The 18,960-nt window shown below is 37.3% G+C and carries 12 protein-coding genes and 1 tRNA gene; 8 read left to right on the top strand and 5 right to left on the bottom strand.

Going from position 1 to position 18,960, the window contains the following annotated elements; all coding sequences use genetic code 11:
• Positions 1–277 precede the first annotated feature (277 nt).
• The 3 genes from LBE40_RS03875 to gltX (LBE40_RS03865) all read right to left on the bottom strand — a co-directional run bounded on the left by LBE40_RS03875 (position 278) and on the right by gltX (LBE40_RS03865) (position 4,583).
• On the bottom strand, positions 278–1,030 hold the full coding sequence (locus LBE40_RS03875) for a transporter substrate-binding domain-containing protein (RefSeq protein WP_004860095.1): 753 nt from the start codon (positions 1,028–1,030) through the stop codon (positions 278–280).
• A 564-nt stretch (positions 1,031–1,594) separates the two neighbouring features.
• Positions 1,595–2,890: a citrate synthase gene (gene gltA, locus LBE40_RS03870; protein ID WP_004860093.1), complete on the bottom strand. Its 1,296-nt coding sequence runs from the start codon at positions 2,888–2,890 to the stop codon at positions 1,595–1,597.
• A 265-nt stretch (positions 2,891–3,155) separates the two neighbouring features.
• Positions 3,156–4,583 carry a glutamate--tRNA ligase gene (gltX, locus tag LBE40_RS03865; protein WP_004860092.1) on the bottom strand — a complete coding sequence of 476 codons (1,428 nt, stop codon included), beginning with the start codon at positions 4,581–4,583 and terminating at the stop codon, positions 3,156–3,158.
• Positions 4,584–4,696: 113 nt separating this feature from the next.
• Here gltX (LBE40_RS03865) and LBE40_RS03860 point away from each other — a divergent pair, with 113 nt between their 5' ends.
• The 7 genes from LBE40_RS03860 to gltX (LBE40_RS03830) all read left to right on the top strand — a co-directional run bounded on the left by LBE40_RS03860 (position 4,697) and on the right by gltX (LBE40_RS03830) (position 14,984).
• Complete coding sequence (locus LBE40_RS03860) at positions 4,697–7,030, top strand: ComEC/Rec2 family competence protein (RefSeq protein WP_004860090.1); 2,334 nt, start codon at positions 4,697–4,699, stop codon at positions 7,028–7,030.
• 355 nt (positions 7,031–7,385) lie between these two features.
• Positions 7,386–8,126, top strand: coding sequence for a ribose-5-phosphate isomerase RpiA (gene rpiA, locus LBE40_RS03855; protein ID WP_004860087.1), 741 nt, complete (start codon positions 7,386–7,388; stop codon positions 8,124–8,126).
• A 70-nt stretch (positions 8,127–8,196) separates the two neighbouring features.
• Positions 8,197–8,754: a DUF2059 domain-containing protein gene (locus LBE40_RS03850; RefSeq protein WP_004860085.1), complete on the top strand. Its 558-nt coding sequence runs from the start codon at positions 8,197–8,199 to the stop codon at positions 8,752–8,754.
• Positions 8,755–8,962: 208 nt separating this feature from the next.
• Entirely contained in the window at positions 8,963–10,354 is a 1,392-nt protein-coding gene (gene gor / locus LBE40_RS03845) for a glutathione-disulfide reductase (RefSeq protein ID WP_004860084.1), read from the top strand.
• 72 nt (positions 10,355–10,426) lie between these two features.
• Positions 10,427–11,806 (top strand): class II 3-deoxy-7-phosphoheptulonate synthase, encoded by a 1,380-nt coding sequence (locus LBE40_RS03840; protein WP_004860082.1) that lies wholly within the window; start codon positions 10,427–10,429, stop codon positions 11,804–11,806.
• Positions 11,807–11,929: 123 nt separating this feature from the next.
• Positions 11,930–13,591 carry an NAD+ synthase gene (locus LBE40_RS03835; protein ID WP_004860080.1) on the top strand — a complete coding sequence of 554 codons (1,662 nt, stop codon included), beginning with the start codon at positions 11,930–11,932 and terminating at the stop codon, positions 13,589–13,591.
• 10 nt (positions 13,592–13,601) lie between these two features.
• Positions 13,602–14,984, top strand: coding sequence for a glutamate--tRNA ligase (gltX, locus tag LBE40_RS03830; RefSeq protein WP_004860078.1), 1,383 nt, complete (start codon positions 13,602–13,604; stop codon positions 14,982–14,984).
• Positions 14,985–14,993: 9 nt separating this feature from the next.
• On the opposite strand, the gene LBE40_RS03825 is transcribed toward gltX (LBE40_RS03830), so the two are convergent.
• A complete protein-coding gene (locus tag LBE40_RS03825; RefSeq protein WP_004860076.1) occupies positions 14,994–16,397 on the bottom strand; it encodes a DEAD/DEAH box helicase in 1,404 nt (467 codons plus the stop codon).
• Between the two features lie 145 nt (positions 16,398–16,542).
• Entirely contained in the window at positions 16,543–17,316 is a 774-nt protein-coding gene (locus LBE40_RS03820) for an NAD kinase (RefSeq protein WP_004860075.1), read from the bottom strand.
• A gap of 257 nt (positions 17,317–17,573) precedes the next feature.
• Between LBE40_RS03820 and LBE40_RS03815 the strand changes: the two genes are divergently transcribed.
• Positions 17,574–17,650 (top strand) — tRNA-Arg (locus LBE40_RS03815).
• Positions 17,651–18,960: the final 1,310 nt, after the last annotated feature.

The following is an 18,960-nucleotide window of genomic DNA, read 5'->3' as shown; positions in this document are numbered from 1 at the left end:
CGCATATGTGATGTTGTCATATATTGTATAATCTGGAAGCTCTTTTGAGAGCAATATAAAAATTCACTGGTGTCTCATGTTGTTATCATTATGATGGAGATCATGATCAAAAAATATTTTAGCTTTGAAAAAAAGACTATTCAATTTAAATATAAAAATGCGAATTTTCTCGTAAGAAATGACAAAAATGCTAGATTTTCAATTATTCCCATTGAAAAGAGTTAAATAACATTTTTTAGAAATAATCAGTCTGTTTAATTTTAGTTTGTATTGGTATTTAATAAATATCGAATGTAAAATATTTTTTCATAATTTTTTCATAAGTTCCATCCAAGCGGATTTCTCGTATCGCTTCATTAAACTTATCTTTAAGTTCATTGTTATTTTGACGCAGTGCAATTGCAATAGGAAAATTTGTTTCTTCCAAAATCCCTAGAAGTTGACAGCAATCTTTTCCTTCATTGTTGAGCCAGTCTAATGCCTTTAGTTTATCAAAGATAACTAGATCAAGTCGACGACTTAAAAGATCACGATTCACTTCTATTGTTGTCGGATAGAGTTTAATGTTTACCCCTTCAGGAGCATAATGATCTTCCGCGTATGCAGCTTGTGTTGTATTGGATTGCACACCAAGATTTTTACCTTTAAAGGCTTTAGCCGAGATCTCTTTAATTTCTGAATCTTTGGTAACAATTACAGCGAGTGCTGTGTTATAATAAGGATCTGTGAAGTCAATTTTTTGTAAGCGCTCTTGTGTAGGAGCAAGGGACGAAATGATCGCATCGTATTTTTTTGCAAGAAGACCGGGAATCATTCCCTCAAAGTCTTGAGTGATGAGAGTACATTCGACATTCATTTTTTTACAAAGTGCATAAGATATATCAATATCAAAACCTTTGAGTTCATTATTTGAGTCAATATAACTAAAAGGGGGATAGGAAGCATCACTTGCAATTTTCAGCGTTTGGGCATTGGTAAATTGGGAGAAAAATGTTGCGCTTATTATAAGAGTGACTGCTAATAATTTCATTATGTTCTCCTCTTGAATAAGCTAGAAAATATGAGACCGTCACGTATTTTATAATCTGTAAGCTCTTCTGGAGCAATGCAAAAATTTATGAGTATTCATTTTGCTTAGGAAAGTTTTAAGAGGGTATTTCATTCTTTTCCTCACCTGCTGAAGAGAAGAAGTATTTGGTGTATAGTTATAAAAAGCATTTTGTAATTACTCTTTGGTAATGCTTTTTTAGGGACAGAGAGAAAAGTTCTTAACATCGCTGAGTTTAGTATGTGATAGGGCTTCTGGTAGAGAGACGATGGGGAATAAATCTAATTGGGTGGAATGCGGCTCAAAAGTTAATTTTTTATCTCTTTTTGGCAAAGTATTTTTCTGATCTAAGAAAGAGCGTTTTGGATTCTATTGATTTATTGAGAAAAAGCCATCAAAAAACGTTTTTTACAGCTTTTATGATAGTATTATATCTGTAGAAAGATTTCCAAAATCGAGGTACGATATTCTTGAAATTGTACTCTTGATTACTCACAATAAAGCTTCAATTCATTGAAGCTTTATTGATTGATTGTTTCCTTTTCTTTAATTTGTACGTTTATCTATAGGAACATATTCACGCATGGCATAGCCTGTATAGAGTTGACGAGGCCGACCAATCTTTTGGGCGGGATCCTCAATCATTTCTTTCCATTGTGCAACCCAACCGACACTGCGCGCTAATGCAAAAAGAACAGTAAACATTTCGGTTGGGAATCCTAAGGCTTTTAATGTAATGCCAGAATAGAAATCGACATTTGGATAAAGCTTTTTCTCAACAAAATACTCATCATTCAGGGCGATTTTTTCAAGTTCTATAGCTATATCAAGCAGTGGATCATCTTGGATGTTAAGTTCTTTTAAAACTTCATGGCAGGTTTTTTGCATGATTTTTGCACGTGGATCATAATTTTTATAGACTCTGTGACCAAATCCCATAAGGCGGAAAGGATCATTTTTATCTTTTGCACGTGCAATGAATTCAGGGATTCTCTCAACGGAACCTATTTCTTGTAGCATCTTTAAGCATGCTTCATTAGCTCCACCATGCGCTGGTCCCCAAAGGCACGCAACACCTGCTGCGATACATGCAAACGGATTAGCACCTGATGATCCAGCAAGGCGTACAGTGGATGTAGAAGCATTTTGTTCATGATCTGCATGCAGGATAAAGATTCGATCCATTGCCCGAGTAAGAACAGGATTGACTTTGTATTCTTCACAAGGAACGCAAAAGCACATACGGAGAAAATTTGCAGCGTAACTAAGATCATTGCGTGGATAAACAAAGGCTTGCCCTATACTATATTTATAAGCCATCGCAGCAAGAGTTGGAACCTTTGAGATGAGGCGAACAGAAGCAATCATTCTTTGTTGTGGGTCTGTAATATCAATAGAGTCGTGATAGAATGCAGACATAGCTCCAAGGCATGCAACCATAACGGCCATAGGATGTGAGTCACGACGAAATCCATGAAAAAATCGCGCAAATTGCTCATGTACCATCGTATGCTGCATAATACAACGGTCAAAGTCATGTTTTTCTTGTTTTGTTGGGAGTTCACCGTAAAGTAAAAGGTAGCAACTTTCGAGAAAATCTCCTTTTTCAGCCAGTTGGTCGATAGGATAACCACGATAAAGCAATATCCCTTTATTACCATCAATGTAAGTGATTTTTGATTCACAAGAAGCAGTTGAGGTAAAGCCAGGATCATAAGTAAAAGTGTCTGTTTCTTTATAAAGAGAAGCAATTTCAATGACATCAGGTCCACTTGTGCCTCTACGCACGGGAAATTCTATTTTTTTATCTTTCACTGTAATGTATGCTTTATTTTCAGACATTAGATATTCCTTTCAGATCCTTCACTCCTAAAAATCAAGATGCCGCTTCATCAGATAGGGAGACATATGATCGAAGTTTCTCCTACCTATATTGAAGGGTAGATTTACCCTAAAAGTTGACACATGCAATCTAAAAATATTTTTTATTTGCAATTTTACCAACTCAAATATGTAATTTCACGATCTAAGAGAAAAGATAGCTTTCAGTTTGTGCGGAAATATTTTTAGGTGACACCTATTGAGCTGATAAATTATAGGCATATTGTTAATATGTCTTTGTTATAAGTTGGTCATTGATGCGGTTAAGAGCTTCATCCTGTCCTAATAAAACGAGGAGATCAAAAACTCCCAGTGATGTTGCACGGCCTGTGAGAGCTGCGCGAAGAGGTTGGGCAACAGCCCCAAATTTGAGATTTTGTCTTTCTGTATAATATCGAAGAGTTTCATCCAAACTTTTTACATCCCAATGGGAGCATGTTTTCAGAGCAAGATAAATACCTTCTAAGATGGCTAGCCCATTTTTGTCTAAGAGTGTTTGCGCTTTTTCATCGAGAAGTAAAGGCCGTTGCGTAAAAATGAAGGAAGCATTGTCAATGAGTTCACACAATGTTTTTGAACGCTCTTTCAAATTTGGTATAGCTTTTAGAAATTGAGCGCGTTGTTGTTCACTAAGTGTTTCAATTATTTGTAATCCACCTTCAATTTCTGGTAAAATATTAAGAGCGGCATCAAAAAGGTCCTGATCATTGCTCATGCGCATATAGTGTCCATTAATGGCATCGAGCTTTTTGAGATCAAAGCGCGCTGCACCCTTATTAATATCATCGATATCAAACCAAGAAATCATGTCTTCGATTGACATGATTTCGTCATCACCATGACTCCAACCTAGGCGGACAAGATAATTGCGCAAAGCAGCAGGAAGGTATCCCATTGTTCGATAAGCATCGACACCTAGTGCGCCATGCCGTTTTGATAATTTTGCGCCATTTTCACCATGGATAAGTGGAATATGTGCCATAACAGGAATATTCCATCCCATTGCATTAAAAATGATTGTTTGGCGAGCTGCATTTGTGAGATGATCATCACCACGTATGATATGTGTTATCCCCATATCATGATCATCAACGACGACGGCATGCATATAGGTGGGCGAACCATCGGAACGCAAAATAATAAAGTCATCGAGATCTTTATTGGGAAAGCAAACATCACCTTGAACGCGGTCGTGCACAATTGTTTCCCCATGTTGGGGTGCTTTGATGCGAATAACAGGTTTAATATCTTTGGGAGCTTCAGAAATATCACGATCTCGCCAACGTCCATCATAACGCGGTGGTCGACCTTCTACGCGGGCATTTTCACGCATTTCAGCCAATTCTTCAGGAGAAGCATAACAATAATAAGCTTTTCCATCTTTTACTAACTGTTCAGCTACTTGTCGATGACGTTCTACCCGTTTGAATTGTGAAATAGGAGCACCGTCGTAGCTAAGTCCCATCCAGTGTAAACTATCCATAATGGCTTTTACAGCTGCTTCTGTTGAACGCTCTCGATCTGTATCTTCAATCCGTAGAAGCATTTTCCCACCAGTATGTTTTGCATAAAGCCAATTAAAGAGGGCCGTACGGGCACCTCCAATATGAAGGAAGCCTGTTGGTGAGGGAGCAAAACGGGTAATAACGGGCACGGATATCTTCCTTTAAATTAAGATGTTACTTATGAAATTTTATGGAAGTGGTATGTTAGCATAGATGATAAGGTGTGCAAGAGCCGCATTATAAGTAAAGTGGGGATTTGCGGATGTTTAATCAAAATAAAGTTAAGGATGCTTTATCCATAAGTGGTGTGATAGAAAGAAAAAAATCAAGTCTGATAGGGCGGGATGCTTTTTCTACGCATTATGATACAAATAACAACAATTGTACCGGGAAAAAGCTATTTTTATTTACACTTTTAAAAGAAGCAATAACTTTTTTCTGGAAATGGTTGGTAGATTGCATAAACAAAGAAATCTCTTTTGGAATTCTTTTTTCATTGATTTTAATCTTTTTTTCCATAGGCATCATTTATTATTTTAGTGTGGAGAGAGAGCCAAGTTGGGGACAATTTGGTGTGTTGGTTAGCATCTTTCTTGGAATACTCCATATTTCACGTTTTTATCGGAAAGTATGGATTACCGCGGGATTTCTGTTTTGTATTGTATTGGGTGCTTTGGCCGCAAAAATAGAAACGTGGCGTGTATCTACAACAATGTTGAGTAGAGACATTGTCACCACATTAACAGGAAGGATTGTTTCTATTGATTCAAGGCAAAAAGGGGGATTTCGTTTAGTTCTAGATGTTTTGAGTACACAAAAGCCAATATTACACCATACTCCTCATCGTATTCGTTTGTCAGCAAGGTATTTACCCTATGGATTAGCAATTGGTGATGGCCTATATGGGAAAGTCAAGATTCGTGCGTTATCTGGGCCGGTACGTCCAGGAGGCTACGATTTTAGTTTCCATAATTATTTTAAAGGAATTGGTGCTCAGGGAGTTTATTTAGGAAAACCAATAAAAATATCAGTTTTACAGTCGGATAAAATATTAAGTATAGTCCAACAGAAAATTGAAAATTTACGGACGAACATGACACAGAGAATCCGTATGGCAATTGACCAAGAAAAAGGGAGTGTTGCGGCTGCTCTTATAACGGGACAGCGGGGTGGTATTTCAAATGATACAAATGAAGCATTGCGTAAGGTTGGATTAGCGCACATTTTATCAATATCAGGTTTGCATATGGCTCTGTTGAGTGGCATAGTTCTTGTGTGTATTCGCAGTTTTTTAGCACTTTTCCCAGTTTTTTCATCCTATTATTCTGCTAAAAAATTCGCTGCCATTGCGGCATTAATGATGACAGCTTTTTATTTGATACTCTCTGGTGCCGCTGTATCAGCAAAGAGAAGTTTTGTGATGATTGCTGTTATGTTGATTGCCGTATTGTGTAATCGTTCTGCTGTAACAATACGTAATTTTGCTATTGCAGGTCTGATAACCCTTGCTGTTACGCCGCATGAAATATTAGGTCCCAGCTTTCAAATGTCTTTTTCTGCAACGGCAGCTTTGATTGCGTCTTTTGATTGGTGGAGCGGGGGCTCACTTTTTCGTAAAAGGAAAACAACACCATCTTACGTTGGAGGTGGAATGATTCGTTTTGTACTCTTAACGATACTTTCAACATGTGCATCTTCATTTGTGGCGGGCGCTGCCAGTGGAATTTATGCTGCTTATCATTTTTCCAATATTGCAACTCTTAGCATTATCAGTAATGCGTTAGCTCTGCCAATAGTATCAATGCTCATTATACCTTTTGGATTAATCGCAGTCCTTGCAATGTTTTGGGGGCTTGAATGGTTACCGCTTCAAATTATGGGTTTTGGTGTTGATCTTGTGATAAAAATTGCTCACGCTATAAAAGCCATTTCTCCTGAGTTGAATCCTGGATTTATGCCGTTATCTGCGTTGGTTTTATTGAGTATAGGTTTGGTTGGGCTAATTTTTTTTAAAACATCCATCAGGTACTTTTTTTGTCTTTTTATCTTAGCTGGTATTTATGTTTGCTTAGTGCATTCACCTATACAACTCATTATAGCCGATAATATGAGACTCGTGGGGGTTGTTAATGAAAAGAAATTATATATTGATCGTTACTATATTTCTAAATTCACGACTTCCATATTGGAAAAATCATTTCGTGTGAATGAGATGATAAAACCAACGAAATATGGTCCTTCGTTTCATGAGCAGTTCGTTTGTGATAATCATGTTTGTGCGTCCTTATTAGAAAATGGATTAAGAGTGGTTGTCTTGCATGGAGAAATAGATCAATGCATAGAGGCAGATATCATGATTAAGACATTTGTAATGAGTAATCAAACATGCAACAAGAAGACAAAAATAATATTTACTCCCCAACAATTGTTATCACGAGGGAGTGTTATGATGACCAAAAGTGGTGATATTATTTGGTCTTCTATGGGGTTTTATAGACCTTGGAATATACACAGGCAACATTCACAAGAACTGTATAACTTATCGTATTCTCGATCCTTCTTCATGATAGAGCAACAACAAAACAGGAAATTATAGGCACATTTTTCCGATACAGATATCCCAATGGTTTATAGTTTTTCAAAACAGACGATTTGTTGATATCCTGAACAATTTATAATTTTGTAGAGGCCTTTTATGGGTGCACCTCATTGATAGTGAAAGAGAAGCTAAAAATGCTTATTTGATATGGAAAATGTCAATGAGTTTTATAAAAAGATAAAATTGTTAATTATTCTATTTTATTATTATCATATATTCTTATAATCATTAACACTTCTTCAATTAAAAAGGTAACGAATGAATTTATGGCAGATTGAGGCAGAGGCAATAGATTAATTTTTGTTATCAATTTGTAATCGATAACACTGATTGGTAAAAGGTGAAGTAATTCATGAATGTTCAGCAGTTAAAAAAAATGGCGGCTGTTAAAGCGCTTGAATTTGTTGAAGATGGTATGCGGCTTGGTATAGGAACTGGTTCGACAGTAAATGAATTTATTCGCCTTCTAGGTGGGCGTGTTGGAGATGGTCTTCGTGTGACTGGTGTTTCTACTTCATTATATTCTGAGCAACTCTGTCGTAAATTTGGGGTGCCTATCAGTACTTTAGAACAGATACCTGAACTAGATCTTGATATCGATGGGGCTGATGAAATTGGTCCAGAAATGACTCTTATTAAAGGGGGAGGGGGCGCGCTGTTACATGAAAAAATTGTAGCATCGGCTTCTCGTGCAATGCTTATTATTGCTGATGAAACAAAGATGGTAAAAAGGCTTGGTGCTTTTGCATTGCCGATTGAAGTTAATCCGTTTGGTATGCATACTACACGCAGAGCTATCAAAAAAGTAGCCGATGATTTAGGTCTTTCTGGAGAAATTGCATTACGCATGAATGGAGAAACTCCTTTTGAAACAGATGGTGGACATTTCATTTTTGATGCATCTTGGGGGTGTATTTTGCAGCCAAAACTATTATCGGATGCACTCCTTGCTATTCCTGGTGTTGTTGAGCATGGTCTTTTTTTGGGATTGGCTTCGCGTGCAATTATAGCGATGGCTGATGGACAAATAAAAGTTTTAGAACCGTTTAATTTTAGAGAAGACAATTTACATGAGGATATGCTAGCACAATAAAAAAGGGTATTGAAGGTTTTGGATAAAATAACGAATTTGGATTATAATTAGTCATCGGGGTAATCATTAAATGAAAACAATATTTTCTTTTCAGCGTTTTGTAGCGTATTGTGGTGTAGCTGCCGTTTTGGTAGTCAATATTGGGATGGCTTGTGCTCAAGGCGTGAGCGAACAGCATTTAAATTCGGCAAGAAAGGCTATCGGCGCTATTCGTGCAACTGATCAATTTGATAGCTTTTTACCGAATGCGGCACATGATTTTAAAAATGAATTGATCAGCGATGATCCCAATTTGGCAACTTCTATTTCTGATATTGTTGATAAACAGGCGCTTGCTTTGGCTAAACGGCGCTCTGATTTAGAAAAAGAGATTGCTCATGTATATGCAAAATATTTTACTCAAGAAGAACTTGATGCAATCACGGCATTCTATAGTTCTGATACCGGTAAAAAGTTTTTGACAGAAGTTCCAAATATTGCGCGTGATGCTTACTCTACATTTGATACGTGGCGTTCTGCTCTTATGCAGGATCTTATAAAAAATGTGAAAAAAGAGATGTCTGAAACGCTTCATTTAAATAACTCTGCTACGCCTATGAAATCGGGATCTTCAGAAAATCACAAATAGTTTGATTGATATCATTATAAGAGTGTGGGATTTTTTAATTTATTATAAAAGTCGGCGGTGACCCCGCCGTTTTTAATAGAAACAGGTCTTTTTAGGATTATTGCTTTATAAAAATGCTGCTTGAAAATAAAATTGAAAACAAAAAGGTTTTCATTTGATAATAAACGATCATAGCTTATTATTGTAGATGTATGAGAAGGAATAGTTCGTGGGTTCTTTTGATTTTGATTTATTCGTTATTGGAAGCGGTTCTGGTGGGGTTCGTGCAGCACGCCTTGCTGGAGGGCTTGGTAAGCGTGTCGCTATAGCAGAGGAATATCGTATAGGAGGTACTTGTGTTATTCGCGGTTGTGTTCCTAAGAAATTGTATGTTTATGCCTCACAATATGCAAAAGAGTTCCGTAAAAGCGTTGGTTTTGGTTGGAAATATGCTGAACCAATTTTTAGCTGGGAAAAATTAGTTGCAGCTAAAAATAAAGAAATATCAAGATTAGAAGGACTTTATCGCCAAGGACTGCAAAATAATAATGTTCATATTTATGAAAATCGTGCTGTCTTTGTGGATGATCATACATTAGAGCTTCCTGTAACAGGTGAACGGATAACTGCGGAAAAAATTTTAATCGCAACGGGTGCAAAAATTGCGTCAAACGCTACAATAAAGGGCAATGATTTGTGCCTTACTTCCAATGAAATTTTTGACCTTGAAAAACTCCCAAAATCAATAGTAATTGTTGGTGGCGGGTATATTGGTGTTGAATTCGCTAATATTTTTCATGAATTAGGTGTGAAAACAACGCTCCTCCATCGTGGTGATTTAATTCTTCGTAACTTTGACTATGATTTGCGACAGCTGCTTAATGATGCAATGGTTGAAAAAGGGATTTCTATTATTTATGGAGAGACAGTTTCCAAAGTGCAAGCTACAGGAAATTGTTATAATCTTGTTTTATCTAGTGGGCAAATGATCAGTACTGATCAAGTTATGTTAGCTACGGGGCGCGTACCAAATACAATGGGTTTAGGACTTGAGCGGGCAGGCGTTAAAGTGAATGAGTTTGGTGCAGTTGTTGTTGATGAAAGAATGACAACAAGTGTCCCCCACATTTGGGCTGTGGGTGATGTAACGGGTCATATTCAATTGACGCCTGTTGCGATTCATGATGCAATATGTTTTGTTAAGACTGCATTTGAGAATATACCCACTACACCTGATTATGATTTAATTACGACGGCGGTTTTTTCACAGCCTGAGATTGGAACGGTAGGTCTTTCAGAAGAAGATGCGTTACATCGTTATAAGCGTCTTGAAATTTATCGTACGGTTTTTCGTTCTATGCGCAATGTTCTTTCCGAGAGCTCGGAAAAAATGTTTATGAAGCTTATTGTTGATGGTGAAAGTCGTATTGTTGTGGGTGCTCATATTTTAGGGGAGAACGCTGGTGAGATAGCGCAGCTAATTGGCATATCTCTCAAGGGGAAGCTGACGAAAGATGTCTTTGATGAAACTATGGCAGTACATCCAACTATGGCAGAGGAATTGGTGACGATGTATAAACCAAGTTACATCTATGAAAATGGAAAGAAAGTAGAAGATTAAACAGCACATATTGTGGTAAGTGAGCGAGTTTTAGTACGATAAGCTATGATTTTAAGCTCTGGAGAGAGTGCAATGATAAAAGAATGGGCGCCTGACTCTTGGAGAGAAAGAGCAATTAAACAAGTTCCGATTTATCCGGATAAATCTGTGTTAGCGGATGTTGAACGAAAGCTACGTAGTTATCCTCCTTTGGTTTTTGCAGGTGAAGCACGTGATTTGCAAAATAAATTAGCAGCTGTTGCACAAGGTCAGGCTTTTTTATTACAAGGTGGAGATTGTGCAGAAAGCTTTGCAGAACATGAAGCTGATAATATTCGCGATTTTTTTCGCGTATTTTTGCAAATGGCGATTGTTTTAACTTTTGGCAGTTCTAAACCCGTTGTTAAAATCGGTCGCATCGCAGGACAGTTTGCAAAGCCACGCTCTTCCGATATGGAAAGCAAAGGAGGAGTTGAGCTTCCTTCTTATCGGGGGGATATTATTAATGGTATTGAATTTAGCACGGATTCTCGTATTCCTGATCCACAACGAATGTCTATGGCTTATCGCCAATCTGCAGCAACACTGAATCTATTGCGTGCTTTTTCACAAGGGGGATATGCAGATTTAGAAAATGTTCATGCATGGATGTTGAGTTTTGTTTCTAACAGCCCGCAGGGAGAGCGTTATGAGTTGTTGGCAGAGCGTATTTCGGAAGCGATTGATTTTATGCGTTCCATAGGGATTACGTCCAAAACAAATTCTTCATTACGTGAAACATCTTTTTATACCAGTCATGAAGCGCTTTTGCTTGGCTATGAAGAGGCTTTGACACGGATTGATTCGACTTCTGGAGATTGGTATGCAACGTCTGGTCATATGTTATGGATTGGTGATCGTACACGTCAGATTGATCATGCGCATGTTGAATATTGCCGCGGTATCAAAAATCCACTTGGGTTAAAGTGTGGTCCTTCCATTGAGCCCGATGAGCTTTTGAGATTGATTGATATTTTAAACCCTGAAAACGAAGCGGGGCGATTGACGCTCATTACGCGTTTTGGTTATGATAAGGTTGAGAATTATCTTCCTAAATTGATCCAAGCAGTTGAGCGCGAGAAGCGTAAAGTTACATGGTCGTGTGATCCAATGCATGGCAATACGGTTACTGTAAATGGTTATAAAACGCGCCCCTTTGATTATGTACTAAAGGAGGTAGAGAGATTTTTTTCAGTACATTATGGAGAGGGAACTTATCCAGGGGGCATTCATATTGAAATGACTGGTCGTGATGTAACAGAATGTACAGGTGGGGCACATGCTATTTCTGTAGAAGATTTGTCTAATCGTTATCATACCCAGTGTGACCCGCGATTAAATGCAGATCAAGCGTTAGAACTAGCTTTTCTTGTTGCAGAACTTCTTAAGAAAAATCGTAATACTGATTCATTGGCTCTTGCTGCAAATGGTTAGATAAAAAACTCCATCATATTCCATTTTAGGTGTTTATGGGAGAAGAGCTTTTTGAAAAAGAAGTGTTTTCAATAATTAAAATAAAGTTGTGGTTGTCAACCTGTTGAAATGATATAAAGACTTATGAAAAATGATTTTCGGGTAGCAGTTGCCCAATTAAATCCTGTCGTCGGTGATATTGAAGGAAATTATTCTCTTGCTGTTATGGCGCATCAAACGGCTAAAGAAGAAGGTGCTGATCTTGTTTTATTCACTGAGCTTTTTATAAGTGCTTATCCGCCGGAAGATCTTGTTTTAAAGCCTGCTTTTATAAAAACATGTGAAGATACTGTTAAGGAATTAGCAAAGATAACAGTAGGGGGGCCAGGAATTGTAATGGGTCTTCCTCTCAGGCGTAATGATAACATTTACAATGGTGTTATGATTCTTGATGAAGGACAAATGGTTGCTGAAAGCTTCAAGTTTGATTTACCTAATTATGCTGAATTTGACGAAAAACGACTATTTTCCCCCGGTTCATACCCTGAGCCAATTGTCTATCACGGGATAGAACTAGGAATAGTGATTTGTGAAGATATTTGGAATGATTCTTCTTTGTGTGCAAAGCTTGGCTATAAAGGAGCTGAGATCATTCTCGTTCTTAATGGTTCTCCTTATTATCGTAATAAAACATTAAAGCGTATAGAAGTTGTTCATGCGCAAGTGCTTCAATCTGGCATACCGATTATTTATGCTAATCCTGTTGGGGGGCAGGATGAGCTCGTTTTTGACGGGGGATCTTTTGCACTAAATGGGCAAGGAAAAATGGTGTTTCAAATGAAACATTTTGAAAGCCATATTGCTTTAAGTCATTGGCAGAGAAAAACGACAGGATGGCAATGTATTTCTGGCCCGAATGAAAATCTTCTTAATGGATTAGCTGCTGATTATCAAGCCTGTGTTTTGGGTTTGAGAGATTACGTCAATAAAAACCGTTTTAAGGATGTTATTCTTGGTCTTTCAGGAGGAATTGATTCAGCTCTTTGTACGGCAATAGCAGTGGATGCTCTTGGAGCTGAGAGGGTTCGCACCATAATGATGCCCTATCATTATACGTCACAAGAGTCATTGAAAGATGCTAAAGAGTGTGCACGTTTTTTAGGATGTCACTATGAAGTAATACCAATTGTACAACCTGTTGAGGCTTTTTTGAGGACAATGGCACCTATTTTTTTAGGGTTGCCATCTGATGTGACAGAAGAAAATCTTCAAAGTCGTATACGCGGTACTATCTTGATGGCCCTTTCAAATAAATTTGGCTCAATGGTGGTAACAACAGGTAATAAGTCGGAAATGGCTGTGGGATATGCAACACTCTATGGTGATATGAACGGAGGGTTTAATCCTATTAAAGACATTTATAAAACGCAGGTCTATGCATTAGCGAAGTGGCGTAATAACAATCACTTGCAAAATTTGTTGGGGCCAGAAGGGATTGTAATTCCACCCAATATTATAGAAAAAGCACCTTCTGCGGAGCTTCGGGAAAATCAAAAAGATGAAGACACTCTTCCGCCTTATCCTGTTTTAGATGATATCTTGCAATTTCTTGTAGAAAATGACATGAGTATCTGTGATATTGTTAAACGTGGATATTTACGCGAAACAGTTGAGAAAATAGAACATCTTCTTTATGGTGCCGAATACAAAAGACGACAATCTGCTCCCGGCGTAAAAATCAGTTATAAAAACTTCGGACGTGATCGTCGTTATCCCATTGTAAATCGGTTTCGTGATAAAATTTGAGCATTATTTTATGATAAAAGTCCGTTTTGCACCCTCTCCAACAGGTTATATTCATATTGGCAATACCCGTAGTGCCCTGTTCAACTGGCTTTATGCGCAAGCGCATAAGGGAGCTTTTATTTTGCGTTACGATGATACAGATGTTGAACGCTCTAAACAGGAATATATTGATGCTATTGCAGTTGATCTTGAATGGCTTGGTATTCAACCAGATGAGATTTATTATCAATCTAAACGGTTTAGTCGATATGATGAAGTTGCGGAAACTCTAAAACAACGTGGTCTTCTTTATCCCTGTTATGAGACCGCGGAAGAATTAGATCGGCGCCGTAAAATCCAACTTTCTCGCAAATTACCCCCTATTTATGATCGCGCTGCATTGAAATTAACACCAGAAAATAAAAAAGCATTTGAATTGCAAGGTCGGAAACCTCATTGGCGTTTTCTTCTCCCTAATTTTGCAAATGATCCTTTGCAAACAAGGAGAACAGAAATTTGCTGGAATGATGCGGTAAAAGGAAAACAGGCGATTGATTTAGCCTCTCTTTCAGATCCTGTTTTAATTCGTGAAGATGGAAGCTACCTTTATACATTGCCTTCCGTCGTTGATGATATAGATATGGCCATTACTCATATCATTCGTGGGGACGATCACATTACAAATACAGGCGCTCAGATTGCTCTTTTTAAAGCACTCAATGCAGAATTGCCAGTTTTTGGCCATATTAATTTATTGTCTACGGTTTTAGGAAAAGGGTTTTCAAAACGTAACAATGATCTTTCTATTCGCTCTCTACGGGCGGAAGGGTTTGAATCTATTGCTGTTCAATGCCTCGCTGTTTTGATTGGGACATCACAAAATGTGCATCCATATCCCAATCAAGTAGCACTTTTAGAGCATTTTAATCTGCAAGATACGTCAAAATCAGTTGCAAAATTTGATACTACTGATCTTTTTGCTTTAAATCGTCATCTTGTGCATGAGTTAACCTATGCGGAAGTTAAAACACGACTTAAAAGTCTTTCTATTGATGGCGATAAGGCGGAGTGTTTTTGGAATGCGATGAGAGGCAATATTGACAAAGTAAATGATGCTGTCTTTTGGTGGAAAATGATTCATGACGAACCAAAGAACTTTGATACAGTGGCGCTTGAAGATCGTGCATTCGTGTGTCAATCACTCAATTTCTTGCCTGAAGGCGCATTGAATGATGAAAGTTGGAAAGTTTGGACAACGGCATTAAAAGAAAAAACAGGTCGTAGCGGAAAAGCTTTGTTTATGCCATTACGTCAGGCGCTTACTGGAATGGATCATGGACCTGAAATGGGAAAGCTTTTGCAGCTCTTAGGACGTGAGAAAGTAGTAGAAAGATTGACACTTCAAGGAGAGTAAGTTACCAGTTTAAGTGCGGGTTTTTATGAGCATAAATGCTGGGATATCATCCCCAAATCCAAGAGGAGACAAATCCTTATTTTTTCGAGGGTTATACTGCTCAGATGGTTTTACTTTATTATTTGTGGCTTGAACGCAATCTACTTTATCATTTTTTAAGGATTTTTGAGTTTGAACAACGCACTCTTTTTGAGTAATCTTCTTTGATGGTTTTGGAGATCTTTTCTTTAAAACAATGTGGTCTTCTTGATCATCAGTCGTTAAAGTAGAGAGATCTCCATTGAGCCATTCAATTTTTTCGTTGCTCATTTCTTCAATGGCGTTGATATATTTTTGGTCATCTTTTGTGACGATCGTAAAAGCTTTTCCACTACGATTTGCACGTCCTGTACGACCAATTCGATGAATATAGTCTTCAGCATGTGTAGGAACATCATAGTTAAAAACATGGCTGACAGCTGGGATATCGAGTCCACGGGCAGCAACATCAGAAGCAACAAGAAGTGTGAGTTTATTATTTTTAAAATCGGCTAATGTATTTGTGCGCGAATATTGGTCCATATCTCCATGAAGGGCGCCTACACTAAAATGATGTCTGACGAGAGACCTAAAAAGTTCAGAGATATCCCTCTTTCGATTGCAAAAAATAATAGCATTTTTAAGCTCATTGCCTTCATTGTGGATAAGTTCTCGCAAAACAGCTCTTTTATCCCAGGCCTTATTTCCAGATTTGACGAGTCTCTGTGTAATTGTAGTGGCTGTTGAAGATGCTTTTGTAACTTCAACAGATACAGGAGAATGTAAAAACTGTTTTGTTAGTTTGGTAATTTCTGGCGCCATTGTTGCAGAAAAGAACAAAGTTTGACGCGTAAAGGGGGTTAGTTTACAGATACGTTCAATATCAGGAATAAAACCCATATCCAGCATGCGATCAGCTTCATCAATAACAAGAATTTCAACACCCATTAGGAGCAATTTACCGCGTTCAAAATGATCAAGAAGGCGGCCTGGTGTTGCTATAAGAACATCAGCTCCTCGTTCAAGTTTACGATCTTGGTGATCAAAAGAAACACCACCAATTAAAAGTGCAACATTTAGGCGATGATTTATTCCGTATTTATCGAAATTTTCTTCAACTTGAGCCGCAAGTTCCCGTGTTGGTTCTAATATAAGAGTACGGGGCATACGCGCTCTCGCGCGGCCTTTTTCAAGTAGTGTGAGCATAGGCAAAACGAAAGAAGCTGTTTTCCCCGTTCCTGTTTGAGCGATTCCTAGAACGTCTTTTCTTTGAAGTACGTGGGGAATCGTCCCACTCTGAATAGGCGTTGGAACTGTATATCCCGCTGATTTTACCGCTTTAATAACCTTTGCGGAAAGACCTAAATCATCGAAACTATTTAAAGGTGGCATCATTTTTATCAATTGCTCTGCGATTTTAATCTCGCTATCCAAACTATTTGTGAGATTAAGTATTCTACACTATTTTAGAGGGTTAAGGCGCTTTCATAAAAAAGTCAACTATAACAGCCATATACGTATAGAAAGCATAATACAATAATTAATAGCGAAATTGTTCTGATAAAATACGCTCGTCCCACGAATGATTAGAGTCAAAAAGGATTGAGGCTGTTACTTCTGTTGCTGTTGAAATAATAACTGAATGGACAGATTTGACCTCAACATTATCGGCTGCAGCATTTACGGGACGTTTGTCAGGTTCAAGCATATCCAAGCGTACTGTTGCCGTATTAGGAAGTAATGCTCCATGCCAGCGCCGAGGACGGAAAGGACTAACGGGAGTGAGTGCCATCAGTGGGGCCATGAGGGGCAAAATAGGTCCTTGTGCTGATAAATTATAAGCCGTAGATCCTGCTGGTGTGGCAACAAGAATACCATCGCAACTTAATTGTTCCATGCGTACGTTGTCATCAATACTAATACGAATTTTAGCTGCTTGATAAGATTGACGAAAGAGGGAGACTTCATTGATAGCTAGTGCTTCAATAGTTCCTTGACATTCAGCTTCTGCAATCATGCGTAGGGGATGAATTTCTTTTTTATGTGCGGCAGCAATACGGCTTGGCAATTTTTGTTCATGGAATTCATTCATAAGGAATCCTACAGAGCCTTGATTCATGCCGTAAATAGGTTTTCCGGTGTTCATAACATCCCGGACTGTTTGTAACATTGTTCCATCGCCACCGATTGCAACAACAACGTCAGCTTCTTCTAGAGAAGAATGACCGTAAACGGAAATTAATTTATGAGTAGCTTTTATGGCTTCTTTAGTTTCAGCGGAAATGAAATGAAAGCGGTTTGGTAATGTGGTCATTAAGAATTATCCTGATATTTGCAACTTAGTTTTCTAGCGTATTTTTGAAAAATTTTGAAGCTGTCTATAAAGAACCGTTTTGGTAAGGAAATGGATTATGCACGAAAAGTAATCTGTGTAAGTTATGTATCATAGCAAGATGGGACGAAAAGATTGTATAGTGACATAAACCATAAACGAGTATTTTTTTTTAAGAATGATAATTCATCATTGAAGCTGAGAGTGTGATCAGTTAAAAGATCACTGTTCAGTTTTAAGCACCCGTAGCTCAGCTGGATAGAGCGCTGCCCTCCGAAGGCAGAGGTCACAGATTCGAATTCTGTCGGGTGCACCAAACTTTTCAGTTCTTTCTCGTATTATTGTTATGGTAGTATTGCTTAGAAAAGACAAAGCTATTTTTATTAAGTTATTGGGGGTGCTGGTTAAGTTATATACAGAATAAGCAAATGATTTTAGAAGAATAAAGTTTCTTGTTGTTTATAGAGTCCTTTTTTTGAGTACTTTGAATATTGAGGTAAAGAGAACAGTGCGCTATGGAAGAATTGATTATGTAAAGCCATTTTTTCTTTTTACTTCATTAATGGATTAAAATCTAAGAACTGCATTTCGAATGTCTTAACTTCTTTCTGTAAACAGAGTGAAGACGTTTTTTATTATCCGCTTAAGAAAATGTTTTATGAAAATTATTCGTAAAGCAGTATCAATCTATATTTTTGCGACTCCATGACATAGTTGATAATAGAAACATTATGCTAAGCACTTCTCTTTAACCATGCAAGACATTAAAACCGCTTGTTAGTACCTATAACAGATGACTTTGTTTACAAGGTGATCACATTCAAGAACAATATGATGCTATGCAACAGTATTACAGGTAAGAAATAACTAATTTGTATGCAAAAGGCTTGCCAAGTTCTATTATGAAGGTGTTTTATAAATACGGTTTCAAACAGTTTTGAGCAGTGAATTTAAAAAATAACCGTTGACTGTAAAGCCATGCAAGAAGCAGTAAAGAACATAGAGTTCTTATAGACAGTTAATGCTCTCTCAAAAATTTTCTACGTATTTAAGCACCAGATTTTGCTATAATGAAAGGTTTTTTAGATACTGCTAAGTAAGAAAATCGTATCGTATTGCATGAGCTTTGAAATATCAAATTTTGGAGGACTAATTCGCAACGTCACGTTATATCTCCAAAACTAACTATTGTCCTATTTTATAAGTATTATAGTAATATTCATATATTTTATGTAAAGCTTATCGTATTTATTTAGATTATATACCCTAGTGCATTACAATAACGTTAAAACATAAAAAAGATACGATGCTTCAATACGTATTATGGGTGATTGTTTTATTATATTAATATATATCAATGATTATTTATTTTAACTTATATTTAACTATAATTAAAGTAATATTTATATTATGTATAAATACAGTAATTTTTTTATATTTATATTTTAATAATATAAATTTAATATATTTTTTATTATATTGAGGGGAAATGATACAGAAAATACACAAAAGACTCCTTAAGCAACAAAAAGCGGATCTCACTTCAAGCTGTGAAGGAATGTGTAAGCTTATAAAGTGACGCTAAAAAAGGCAAATGATCATTATAAATTAAAGAATAAGAAAAGT

Source organism: Bartonella taylorii (assembly GCF_023920105.1).
Taxonomy (GTDB): domain Bacteria; phylum Pseudomonadota; class Alphaproteobacteria; order Rhizobiales; family Rhizobiaceae; genus Bartonella; species Bartonella taylorii.
The sequence above is the reverse complement of the archived record's forward strand: the minus strand, read 5'-3'. Positions and strand labels throughout refer to the sequence as shown.

Coding starts and splice junctions, on each gene's coding strand:
- rpiA (WP_004860087.1), top strand. CDS start 7,386: ATGAATGTTCAGCAGTTAAAAAAAATGGCGGCTGTTAAAGCGCTTGAA.
- LBE40_RS03835 (WP_004860080.1), top strand. CDS start 11,930: ATGAAAAATGATTTTCGGGTAGCAGTTGCCCAATTAAATCCTGTCGTC.
- LBE40_RS03820 (WP_004860075.1), bottom strand. CDS start 17,316: ATGACCACATTACCAAACCGCTTTCATTTCATTTCCGCTGAAACTAAA.
- LBE40_RS03850 (WP_004860085.1), top strand. CDS start 8,197: ATGAAAACAATATTTTCTTTTCAGCGTTTTGTAGCGTATTGTGGTGTA.
- gltA (WP_004860093.1), bottom strand. CDS start 2,890: ATGTCTGAAAATAAAGCATACATTACAGTGAAAGATAAAAAAATAGAA.
- LBE40_RS03860 (WP_004860090.1), top strand. CDS start 4,697: ATGTTTAATCAAAATAAAGTTAAGGATGCTTTATCCATAAGTGGTGTG.
- LBE40_RS03840 (WP_004860082.1), top strand. CDS start 10,427: ATGATAAAAGAATGGGCGCCTGACTCTTGGAGAGAAAGAGCAATTAAA.
- gltX (WP_004860078.1), top strand. CDS start 13,602: ATGATAAAAGTCCGTTTTGCACCCTCTCCAACAGGTTATATTCATATT.
- LBE40_RS03825 (WP_004860076.1), bottom strand. CDS start 16,397: ATGATGCCACCTTTAAATAGTTTCGATGATTTAGGTCTTTCCGCAAAG.
- LBE40_RS03875 (WP_004860095.1), bottom strand. CDS start 1,030: ATGAAATTATTAGCAGTCACTCTTATAATAAGCGCAACATTTTTCTCC.